Genomic DNA, 10,509 nt, shown 5'->3' with positions numbered 1-10,509 from the left:
ATTTTGTATTGCACGTAAGAAAGCAAGCTTTATTTCTTACATGTTCGAATTGTATATTATTTTTAATCATATTATCTATTTTTTAAATTAGCGTTTATAAAAATACATTGTTCTTCCATTAAATAATTGTAACTCTCCTTCTAATTTCTTCGCTAAAAAACGGCAAAATTCATTTGCTTTCCCTTTGTCACCAAATGTTGCATTAGGTGGTAAAGAAACTTGGATGAAAGATTGTTCATTTTCTATACCAACACCAATATAAATTGAGTCATACCGGTCGTGAGTGGATTGAAGTTTTAATGTTGTTGTAGATGTATCTAAAATTTCATAAGGAAAAGCGGTATTTGTATACGTGTAATTAATTTGGGCACCAGTTTTAGAAGTAACTGTTTTATAATAATGAAAAAGTTGTTTTATATCATCTATTGAAACTGATTGTTGGTTGGATTTCGGTACAAGCGTAATAAAGGCGTGTTGCATATAAGTTCCCCCTAGCTTAGTAGAATACTATCATTCTACATCCTACTGAATTTTTTGACAATTAAAAGGAGTATTACATGTTTTGTTTAATATACTATTAATGAAACGTGATGTAGAAAGGTGGAAACCAATGTTTGAAAAATTGTATGATGAGCATGAAAGTGTGAAGGTACGATTTTTAGGGTTTATGACACATGATACACGTTATGATTTTGGTGTTATTTATACAAATATGTTTTTTGGAAAGCCGCTCATTGTTTGTATGCAAACAGGAAGGTCTACTTTACTCGGACGAGATGATGTAGAGAATGTTCAATATATACAGGAGATTTTTAAATTAGGATCAGAAGAGGAAGCAAAGGAGTTAGCTCAGTTTTTCAAATTTCTAGTTCCGTCAACTTCTTTACATGCGGAATATGAAGAATAATTAATGTGAAACAGTCGTACTTATAAATATGGCTGTTTTTTTATTTTAATATCGCATACTAATTTAAATTAAAAATATTTAATGTGTTATACTAAAAACCTATTGACGTAAAAAGTATAACATATTAAAATAAAGACAGAAAGTTAAGCGGTTACAAAAAGTTTTTGGGATTATAAACTTAGGGGGAAATGAAAAATGGGAACAATCGTATGTCAAGATTGTGAAGGTACAATTGCACACTTCGAAGATGAGAAAGTAACGGTACTTTACGGGAAATGTGGATCTTGCGGATGTGATCACACAGAGCATACAAAAGCCCAATAATTGATAGGAAATGGACAGCTAAAAGTTTTTAGGACCATAAACTTAGGGGGAAATGAAAATGGGAACAATCGTATGCCAAGTATGTGAAGGAACAATCGGACATTTTGAAGATGAGAAAACGACGGTACTTTACGGAAAATTTGGAACAAATTGTGACTGTGCTAGAAAAGATAATGCGAAAGCTTAATGATAAATAAATAGATTACTATTAAAACTCAGGGGGAAATGAAAATGGGAACAATCGTATGCCAAGTATGTGAAGGAACAATTGGACATTTTGAAGATGAAAAATCAACAGTACTATACGGGAAATGTGGATCTCATTGCGAATGTGACCATAAAGAACATACAAAAGCTTAATAATAAGAAAAAGCGCCTACATGTGTAGGCGCTTTTTTAATAAATTGTAGTTGTATGACCAACTGTTGCAACGATTGCATCATCTCTAATTGGAATAAAGCTTATGGATGTCTGTGGTGTACTAGAAGAAGCATATTGGCTCATTATACGGCTATCGATACGGGTAATAGTATCGGTCAAGAAAGCTGAAATAAAAGCGTAAGGGACTCTTCGTTCATTTAATGAATAAATAATTTCTTCTTTTGTTTTTACACCCACGCCATGTCCGTAAAAAAAGAAATTTCCTAAATAGATTGTGTTTTCTCCTTGCCACTCAATCGTAGCTGGATTCACTTGTGGGTTTTTAAAGTAAACGAGGTCACCTGGAACAAGATCGCCACCGTTTTTTGTTATGAGCCTTAGATCTTGATCGTAGTCCCATGTATAAAGTAAAAGATTTGCAAATAGACGATTGAAAGTTTCTTCCTCATACAATGATAGTAAAGCTTTATAAAAAATAATGATCATAGCGGTTGCGCATTCAGTTCCATATAGTTTTCCATTTTTAAAAATATCTTGTATGGCAATAGAAGATGGTATGTTTGGAAGAAGCTCGAATCCTCCAAGGGATGTTCTTTTCCAATACTGGGGGTTGCAAAAGGATTGTTGAAATGTGCGAAACTGAAATCCACTTTGAAAAAGCTCTAGTGCAGAGATAATAATATTAACTCGTAAATTGAGATCAAAGCTGAGTTCATCAGCTGTTCGGAAGGAATAAACTTCTTGATTTCCTGCCATTATTGATAAAATTTGTTGTTTCTCTGCTGCAAATGGCTCATATTCATTTGTAATATAAGGATGTACAATAGAACGGCCTATTACAATCATAATAGTATCCCCACCTATACGTTACATTCTTAAGTATCGTATGAAGAAAAGGAAAAAAGGTGAAAAAAAAGCCTATCAACTGATAGGCTTGTACTCTTTAATAACACGTAATGTTTGTAATGTCATATCTTCAGGACCTTGTACAGGTAAACCTGCTTCTAAGTTTTTCCGAATATACTCTAAGTTTTCTTGTGTAATAATTTCCCCCGGAGTAAAGATTGGAATCCCTGGCGGATAAACCATAACAAAATCAGCTATAATACGACCCGCTGCATTTTCAAATGGGATGACTTCTGTTTCCGAATAAAAAGCATCTCGAGGAGAAAGTGCTAGCACTGGAATTTCTGGAATCTCTACTTGTACTTGAACACCTTTATCTGCCCTATTTCTAAATGTTGCTGCTAAATCGTGTAAAGCTGCAATAAGTGTATTTGTATCACTTTCTGTATCTCCCAAAGTGATAAGACATAGTATGTTGTATAGATCTGAGAGTTCTACTTCAATGTTATATTGCTCTCTAAGCCATACTTCAGCTTGGTGGCCGGTAATACCTAAATCTTTTACAGATACAATTATCTTTGTAGGATCATAGTTAAAGGTAGCATCTGTACCTAACATTTCTTTTCCAGGACAGTAAAGATGCTCAATAGAATTTATAGCATCACGAACATGCTCAGCTAATTGTATTGTTTGTTCTATGAGTGCTGTTCCTTCTGTAGCAAGACGTTTTCTCGCAACATCAAGGGATGCTAACAAGATGTAAGAAGTTGATGTAGTTGTAAGCATGCTAATAATAGATTGGACATGCTTTACATTCACTAAGCCTTCTTTCACATTAAGAATAGAACTTTGAGTTAAAGAGCCTCCTAACTTGTGAACACTTGTTGCTGCCATATCCGCACCAGCTTGCATCGCTGACATAGGTAATTCATCGTGAAAATGAATATGAACACCATGAGCCTCGTCGACTAGTACAGGGGTGTCATAAGAATGTGCTAATTGTACAATCTGTTCTAAGTCTGCAGCAAACCCAAAGTACGTTGGGTTAATAACAAGTAAGCCCTTTGCATCTGAGTGCTCTTCAAGTGCTTTTTTGACAGATTGAATTGTGATTCCATGAGAAATACCGAGCTTCGGATCGATTTCAGGATGCATGAAAATCGGTTTTGCACCTGAGAAAATAATAGCTGACATTACTGATTTATGCACGTTTCGTGGTACTAGGATTTTGTCACCAGGACCGCAAACGCTCATCACCATTGTCATAATAGCGCCACTTGTACCTTGAATAGAAAAGAAAGTATGATCTGCACCGAATGCAGCGGCTGCTAAATCCTGTGCTTCTTTAATCATACCTTTTGGATGATGTAAATCATCGAGTGGCGCAATATTAATTAAATCAATTGCTAATGCATTATGCCCAATAAATTCGCGAAATGTAGGATCCATGCCCTGTCCTTTTTTATGACCAGGAATATGGAATTGAATTGGATTTCGCTTACTGTGCTCAACTAAAGCGGTAAACAATGGTGTTTCGTATTGGGACAATCTATACACCCCTTCTTCTTCATAATATTTAGTGTAATTTGTTTTATATAATCCTGCTCTAAAAAAGTGTAGCCTTTTTTAGAATAAGGCTTGTTTTTCTGCCATTCAAAAAATCGTTTTTGAGATGGTAGCTTCACTTTATTTTCTATAAAACAAAAGCATTATATCACCAATAATTATAGATGTATAGAAAAAAATGTTTTTAAGGTGAGTATGTTTAATAGTTAGCCTCAACTAATGAATAGAGGAAGACAATTCCATTAAAATGAATAAATAGTGTATAATGCAGAGTGGCTATAATGAAGAATAAAATATTCTCTTTAAGATAGCATAATGAAACAAGAAGAAATGATAAATGAGGTGCGAAATGGAATATCAATATCCGTTAGATTATGATTGGTCAAATGAGGAAATGGTTACAATTGTTAAGTTTTATGAAGCGATTGAGAAAGCTTATGAAAAAGGGATTATAAGAGAAGAGTTAATGGGTTTATATCGTCGTTTTAAAGAGATTGTTCCATCGAAAGCAGAAGAAAAGAAAATTGATAAAGAATTTCAAGAAGTAAGTGGATACTCTATATATCGTGCTATTCAAAGGGCAAAAGAAGTCGAAGAACAAAAGCTCGTAAAAATGTAAAAAATATTTTGAAAAATAAAAACTGAAGTGATATAATGTGATAACAACTAAAAACGGACAATATAAATTGTCCGTTTTCTACTATCGATTACACAGTGCATATAAAGGAAGGAGTGATTGCATCGTAGATTCAATCTTAGCAAGGAATTGTTCGTTGGTCATTGCTGAAAACTCCTCTGGTGATATATGAATACCAACTAATAATTCTGCTTTTTTTACAGTAGCTAATCGTTCAATCATCTTTTGTAAGTCTTCGGTTTCAAGTGTTTTATGTAATTTCACACTTGGTTTAGTATGGTCAATGGACCAAACGAAGTCATTTGGAATATTTGTTTTTAAATCATTTAAATGTTCTAAGAAGGCATGAGCCGTCTCAACTTTTTGTGGACACTCATAGATTAAACCAAAGTATATGAAGGCATGAGTACCCCATAAGCCGATTTGGAAATGCGGTAGCATTTTATATCCTCGTTTATTTGTTGAAAAAGCAACCCAAGTATCGTTTGGTGGATTGACTTTGCGGCGTGCGTGTTTTGCAACATGATAAAAAAAGTTCTCATCAGTTTGTTTGGATAAGTATTCTGCAAATTGTTCCCCTAAAGCTTCTAGCTTAGGATGAATGTTCGTTTTAATTGCACTCATTCGTTCTTCGAGACCATCAACTGTAAAGACATCAAAATCAGTTGACTTGAATGTTTGTATTGTCATGATTGTTCCTCCAACTCCTATTTTGCTTTTATTTTAGCATAGCTTGTACTATTCATAAAAAAAACAGCACAAAAAAATTTAAATAAAAAAATATAATTTTGTTGCATAGATGATTTATCCAACATAGTATAGTATAAAACAAAAAATCAGAAAATTGAATTAATTCTAGTCCGAGGGCAGACGAATATTGGGAGGAGGCAAATAATATGAGACAGGTGATTAATGCGTTAAAGAGAACAGATGCTGAAAAGAGAATACCGGTGCTACGTTTGGAGCTAGATTATGAATTAGCAACTTTATATGATGCGATGATGGAAGATGACAAACAGAAAAAAGAAGAGTGTGTACAAAAGTTAGAAGTGTTAAGACTTGAAATGATTCGTTTAGAAGCGTAATAATAGTATATGTATAAAAAATTAGTTGGTGCGAACCTTATAAAGGGTTCGTTTTTTCTGTGAACAGTATAGATCGGAGTGTTTAAACATGCAAGAAGTATGGAAAGACATTGATGCACACGCCAAACGGTGGATTCGGGATGCAGGAGAGCATTTAATGGCATCAATGAAAAAAGCACTTATTATAGAAACAAAATCAAATGCAGCTGACTTAGTTACAAATATGGACCGAGAGATAGAACAGTTTTTAATTGGGAAAATTAAAGAAACATTCCCGAATCATAATATTTTAGGAGAAGAGGGTTATGGAGACGAGATAACGTCTTCTGACGGGGTTGTTTGGTTAATTGATCCAATTGACGGCACGATGAACTTTGTTCATCAAAAAAGAAATTTTGCGATTTCAATTGGGATTTATGAGAACGGTATCGGAAAGATTGGACTTATATATGATCCAGTGCATGATGAACTATATCATGCAGTCAAGGGATCTGGAGCTTTTTGTAATGATATATCAATTCCTCCACTGAAAAAAGGAACTGTAGAGCAAGGTATTGTAGCTTTAAATGCGATATGGCTTACAGATAATCCATTGCTTAATATGGAAAGTATGATGGCACTTGTTAAGAAAGCAAGAGGCACAAGATCATATGGCTGTGCAGCGTTAGAGATGGTATACGTTGCAACAGGAAGAATAGATGCATATGTAACGCCGAGATTATCACCATGGGATTTTGGCGGAGGAAAGATAATTGTAGAAGAAGTTGGAGGTAAGGTGACGACATTCTCTGGAGCGCCACTTTCTATCATAGAGAAGAGCAGTGTGTTAGTTGCAAAACCAGGAGTGTATGAAGAAGTGTTATCGTTTATATGAGAGCAACAAAAAAAGTAAGAGGCTGTGTATAAGCTTCTTACTTTTTAGCGTTATTGTGATTTGCGCATTTTTCTTTTTGTTACAAAACCGTATCCAACTGTAACAAATGTGCCGATAATGCAAATAATAATACCGATTGGACTATTTTCAGCAATCATAATGCCGATACCGATTAAGAAAATAACACCGATAATTGCAGTTAATAAAAAGCGATATTGAATGTGTTCCATTTCTTCACCCTCCAATCTCATTTTACTTTCACAAAAGTAAGAATACAACTATATTTTCATTCTTGCTTTTATTTTAATTGCTATTGTATCCCCTTCGCTCTTATAATAGAGAAGGATTAAAAAGACATTAGGAGTTGGACATGTTGAAAAAACGACAAGATTTACGTAATATAGCAATTATTGCCCACGTTGACCATGGTAAAACAACACTTGTTGACCAGTTATTACGTCAAGCGGGGACTTTCCGTGCGAACGAACACGTTGAAGAACGCGCAATGGATTCAAATGATCTAGAAAGAGAACGCGGTATTACAATTTTAGCGAAAAATACAGCGATTCACTATGAAGATAAAAGAATTAACATTTTAGATACACCTGGTCACGCTGACTTCGGTGGAGAAGTAGAACGTATCATGAAAATGGTTGATGGTGTTTTACTTGTTGTTGATGCATATGAAGGTTGTATGCCACAAACACGATTTGTTTTAAAGAAAGCTCTTGAGCAAAACTTAACTCCAATCGTAGTTGTAAACAAAATTGACCGTGACTTCGCTCGTCCAGATGAAGTAGTTGATGAAGTAATCGACTTATTCATTGAGCTTGGTGCAAACGAAGATCAATTAGAGTTCCCAGTTGTATTTGCATCAGCAATGAACGGAACAGCAAGCTTAGATTCAAACCCAGCAAATCAAGAAGAGAATATGAAATCATTATTCGATACAATTATCGAACATATTCCAGCACCAATTGATAACAGCGAAGAGCCACTTCAATTCCAAGTAGCACTTCTTGATTACAACGACTACGTTGGACGTATTGGAGTTGGTCGCGTATTCCGCGGTACAATGAAGGTTGGACAACAAGTTGCTTTAATGAAAGTAGACGGAAGCGTGAAGCAATTCCGCGTAACGAAATTATTCGGTTACATGGGATTAAAACGTCAAGAAATTGAAGAAGCAAAAGCAGGGGACTTAGTAGCCGTTTCTGGTATGGAAGACATTAACGTAGGTGAAACAGTATGTCCAGTTGAACATCAAGATGCATTACCATTATTACGTATTGATGAGCCAACACTACAAATGACGTTCCTTGTAAATAACAGCCCATTTGCAGGTCGTGAAGGTAAATACATTACATCTCGTAAAATTGAAGAGCGTCTTCGTTCACAATTAGAAACAGATGTAAGTTTACGTGTAGATAATACAGATTCTCCTGATGCGTGGATCGTATCTGGACGTGGGGAACTACATTTATCTATCTTAATTGAAAACATGCGTCGTGAAGGTTATGAATTACAAGTATCTAAGCCAGAAGTAATCATTAAAGAAGTTGATGGCGTAAGATGTGAGCCTGTAGAGCGTGTACAAATTGATGTACCTGAAGAATACACTGGTTCTATTATGGAATCTATGGGTGCACGTAAAGGTGAAATGTTAGATATGGTGAATAACGGAAACGGTCAAGTTCGCCTTACTTTCATGGTTCCAGCACGTGGTTTAATTGGTTACACAACAGAATTCTTAACATTAACTCGTGGTTACGGTATTTTAAACCATACATTCGATTGCTACCAACCAGTACACGCTGGACAAGTTGGTGGACGTCGTCAAGGTGTTCTAGTTTCACTTGAAACAGGAAAAGCATCACAATACGGTATTATGCAAGTTGAAGACCGTGGTGTAATCTTCGTTGAACCAGGTACAGAAGTATATGCTGGTATGATTGTAGGAGAACACACTCGTGAGAACGACTTAACAGTTAACGTTGTGAAAATGAAACAACAAACTAACATTCGTTCTGCGACGAAAGATCAAACTTCAACAATGAAGAAACCACGCCTAATGACTTTAGAAGAATCATTAGAGTACTTAAACGATGACGAGTTCTGTGAAGTAACTCCAGAATCAATTCGTCTACGTAAAAAGATTCTTGATAAGAGTGAGCGCGAAAGAGCTGCTAAGAAAAAGAAATCTGTTGAAGCGTAAAAATAAAAAAACAACGCCCTTTATAAAGGGCGTTGTTTTTTTATTTTGTTTATTTTTTAGAATATTTACTCATTTTTGTGGACAGTATTTTTTTTGCGAGTTACTCTTGTATTAAGTGTATAAAGAAAATTGCATTTTACTGCTAGGGGGGAAGAGTGTGTTAGAAAGGATGTCTTTTTTTGCAAAATTGTGTAAGGTAGATGAAAATCCAGAGTTAGGAATGTGGTTACTTTATGGGACGATTATTATATTAAGTGCTCTCGTTTATAATTTAGGATTTGCTAGAAAGTTGTCTGTACTAAAAAATATTGTGATATACATATCATTAGCAATTGGATGCACAGTATTAACCTTTTTTGCTGTGTTTTTACCTGTTGGAGAAGGACTTGTTGTAGCGGCAATTGTACTTGGAATTTATAGATTGCGTTTGCGTCAAGCGAAACAACAAAAAGCAGGATAAGGAAGGGGAGTTTTCATGCGTTCAGTACAAGATGCACTATATAATTGGTTAACAATTAAAACAGTTGCGGAAGCACGCCCAGATGATAGTGCTGCAAAAGAAACATATTTGTTATTTCAAAATATGATATATGAAGAACATAAATTAAGAAATGTGGAAGTCGAAAAGAACGAGGAAATGTATTTAATTACATATGAAATGAATGGAGAACGGAAATCTGCAAGGTTTCCGTTAGAAGCCATTGATTGTTTTTTGGATCAGATGAATCGTGAACCAGAAAAATATAAATAAGTCCTTATCTATATGAGTAAGGACTTATTTACATTTTACCAATCATCTTCGATTTTTTTATCACGATATAATCGGAAATTACCACTTGCATGACGTTCCATTGTACGCTCTGCAATTCGTTCCGAACATTCCATGCACATATATGTATGAATAGGGCGATTACGCAGTTTTTTTGCCATAGGATTTTCATCATCTAACATATCTTTTTTATCACAAATCATACATTTGACTCTCATTTCGTCACCTCAATACGAATTCTATCAGTATAAGTATATCATGGAAGTATAATGTTTTTGAATAATAGTGGGAAAAAATAATATTTTCGCAATTCAAAAAATAAGTTATGATAAGGATATACCAAGTATGTTTGGAGGTGAAAATATGGCGAATGTAGTAGAGCCTACCTTAACAGAGGATTTAGTACAAACGTTGCGTAAAGAGTGTATTGTTATGATAGCAACGACAGATTTCGAAAAGCAAGTTCCTAACGTAAGTGCTATTTCTTGGGTGTATGCAGTGAGTAAAACTAGTATTCGATTTGCAGTAGATCAACGTTCACGTATTGTGGAAAATATACGGCATAATACAGGTGTGGTATTGACTATAATGGCGAATGAATCCGTATTTTCTATAAGTGGTGCAGGTGAAATTTTGACAGATAGAATGGAAGGTATTTCTCTAAAATTAACTGTAATAGAAGTAAATGTGCAAGAAGTGCGTGATGTTATGTTTTATGGAGCAAAACTTGCAATTGAACCAACATATGAAAAAACATATGATCTTCGGGCAGCGAAAAAGCTGGATAATGAAGTGTTAGTAGGGATAAGAGAATTATAAAGATGCTAAATAGGAAATTCGTTTATTCACTTTTGTAATCGGTTATTGTGATTTAACGTTAATAATTATAATAAAAAGTAATATAT

The 10,509-nt window shown here is 34.7% G+C and carries 17 protein-coding genes; 11 read left to right on the top strand and 6 right to left on the bottom strand.

All coding sequences use genetic code 11. The annotated features are described in order from the left end of the window. Positions 1-87: 87 nt before the first annotated feature. Positions 88-480, bottom strand: a complete 393-nt coding sequence (locus tag ABWK52_RS24755) for a DUF1885 family protein (protein ID WP_001163302.1) — start codon at positions 478-480, stop codon at positions 88-90. Positions 481-610: 130 nt separating this feature from the next. Between ABWK52_RS24755 and ABWK52_RS24750 the strand changes: the two genes are divergently transcribed. From ABWK52_RS24750 to ABWK52_RS24735, 4 genes are all read left to right on the top strand, one after another. Next, on the top strand, positions 611-907 hold the full coding sequence (locus tag ABWK52_RS24750; RefSeq protein WP_000462038.1) for a DUF3055 domain-containing protein: 297 nt from the start codon (positions 611-613) through the stop codon (positions 905-907). A gap of 195 nt (positions 908-1,102) precedes the next feature. Further along, the gene (locus ABWK52_RS24745; RefSeq protein ID WP_000536778.1) at positions 1,103-1,231 is read left to right on the top strand and encodes a GapA-binding peptide SR1P; all 129 of its coding nucleotides are present in this window, start codon (positions 1,103-1,105) and stop codon (positions 1,229-1,231) included. Between the two features lie 58 nt (positions 1,232-1,289). Beyond that, positions 1,290-1,418, top strand: coding sequence for a GapA-binding peptide SR1P (locus tag ABWK52_RS24740; RefSeq protein WP_141537366.1), 129 nt, complete (start codon positions 1,290-1,292; stop codon positions 1,416-1,418). A 44-nt stretch (positions 1,419-1,462) separates the two neighbouring features. Further along, a complete protein-coding gene (locus ABWK52_RS24735) occupies positions 1,463-1,591 on the top strand; it encodes a GapA-binding peptide SR1P (RefSeq protein WP_000536796.1) in 129 nt (42 codons plus the stop codon). 36 nt (positions 1,592-1,627) lie between these two features. Here ABWK52_RS24735 and ABWK52_RS24730 read toward each other — a convergent pair whose 3' ends face one another. Next, positions 1,628-2,458 carry a protein-glutamine gamma-glutamyltransferase gene (locus ABWK52_RS24730; RefSeq protein ID WP_000635342.1) on the bottom strand — a complete coding sequence of 277 codons (831 nt, stop codon included), beginning with the start codon at positions 2,456-2,458 and terminating at the stop codon, positions 1,628-1,630. A 75-nt stretch (positions 2,459-2,533) separates the two neighbouring features. Next, on the bottom strand, positions 2,534-4,006 hold the full coding sequence (speA, locus tag ABWK52_RS24725) for an arginine decarboxylase (RefSeq protein WP_141537367.1): 1,473 nt from the start codon (positions 4,004-4,006) through the stop codon (positions 2,534-2,536). A gap of 367 nt (positions 4,007-4,373) precedes the next feature. Between speA and ABWK52_RS24720 the strand changes: the two genes are divergently transcribed. After that, entirely contained in the window at positions 4,374-4,643 is a 270-nt protein-coding gene (locus ABWK52_RS24720) for a UPF0223 family protein (RefSeq protein WP_000456552.1), read from the top strand. Positions 4,644-4,724: 81 nt separating this feature from the next. Here the strand turns inward: ABWK52_RS24720 and ABWK52_RS24715 are convergent, their stop codons facing one another. After that, positions 4,725-5,351: a YktB family protein gene (locus tag ABWK52_RS24715; RefSeq protein WP_000155317.1), complete on the bottom strand. Its 627-nt coding sequence runs from the start codon at positions 5,349-5,351 to the stop codon at positions 4,725-4,727. Between the two features lie 206 nt (positions 5,352-5,557). Between ABWK52_RS24715 and ABWK52_RS24710 the strand changes: the two genes are divergently transcribed. Both ABWK52_RS24710 and ABWK52_RS24705 read left to right on the top strand, forming a co-directional pair. After that, a complete protein-coding gene (locus tag ABWK52_RS24710) occupies positions 5,558-5,746 on the top strand; it encodes a hypothetical protein (protein ID WP_001250164.1) in 189 nt (62 codons plus the stop codon). A gap of 88 nt (positions 5,747-5,834) precedes the next feature. Next, a complete protein-coding gene (locus ABWK52_RS24705) occupies positions 5,835-6,620 on the top strand; it encodes an inositol monophosphatase family protein (protein WP_001158702.1) in 786 nt (261 codons plus the stop codon). Between the two features lie 50 nt (positions 6,621-6,670). Here the strand turns inward: ABWK52_RS24705 and ABWK52_RS24700 are convergent, their stop codons facing one another. Then, a complete protein-coding gene (locus ABWK52_RS24700) occupies positions 6,671-6,850 on the bottom strand; it encodes a DUF5325 family protein (RefSeq protein ID WP_000400127.1) in 180 nt (59 codons plus the stop codon). 140 nt (positions 6,851-6,990) lie between these two features. Between ABWK52_RS24700 and typA the strand changes: the two genes are divergently transcribed. From typA to ABWK52_RS24685, 3 genes are all read left to right on the top strand, one after another. Further along, on the top strand, positions 6,991-8,835 hold the full coding sequence (gene typA / locus ABWK52_RS24695; protein WP_000914762.1) for a translational GTPase TypA: 1,845 nt from the start codon (positions 6,991-6,993) through the stop codon (positions 8,833-8,835). A 157-nt stretch (positions 8,836-8,992) separates the two neighbouring features. After that, complete coding sequence (locus ABWK52_RS24690; RefSeq protein WP_000893662.1) at positions 8,993-9,295, top strand: YlaH-like family protein; 303 nt, start codon at positions 8,993-8,995, stop codon at positions 9,293-9,295. A gap of 15 nt (positions 9,296-9,310) precedes the next feature. Continuing rightward, positions 9,311-9,586: a hypothetical protein gene (locus tag ABWK52_RS24685; RefSeq protein ID WP_001258147.1), complete on the top strand. Its 276-nt coding sequence runs from the start codon at positions 9,311-9,313 to the stop codon at positions 9,584-9,586. A gap of 35 nt (positions 9,587-9,621) precedes the next feature. Here the strand turns inward: ABWK52_RS24685 and ABWK52_RS24680 are convergent, their stop codons facing one another. Then, entirely contained in the window at positions 9,622-9,822 is a 201-nt protein-coding gene (locus tag ABWK52_RS24680; RefSeq protein ID WP_002082250.1) for a YlaI family protein, read from the bottom strand. A 145-nt stretch (positions 9,823-9,967) separates the two neighbouring features. Here ABWK52_RS24680 and ABWK52_RS24675 point away from each other — a divergent pair, with 145 nt between their 5' ends. Then, positions 9,968-10,423 (top strand): pyridoxamine 5'-phosphate oxidase family protein, encoded by a 456-nt coding sequence (locus ABWK52_RS24675; protein WP_000024597.1) that lies wholly within the window; start codon positions 9,968-9,970, stop codon positions 10,421-10,423. The last annotated feature ends 86 nt before the right edge of the window (positions 10,424-10,509 follow it).

It is taken from the genome of Bacillus sp. AP50, from assembly GCF_040492675.1.
GTDB classification, from domain to species: domain Bacteria; phylum Bacillota; class Bacilli; order Bacillales; family Bacillaceae_G; genus Bacillus_A; species Bacillus_A cereus.
Note: the sequence above shows the minus strand (reverse complement) of the source record. Positions and strands in the feature narration are given on the sequence as shown.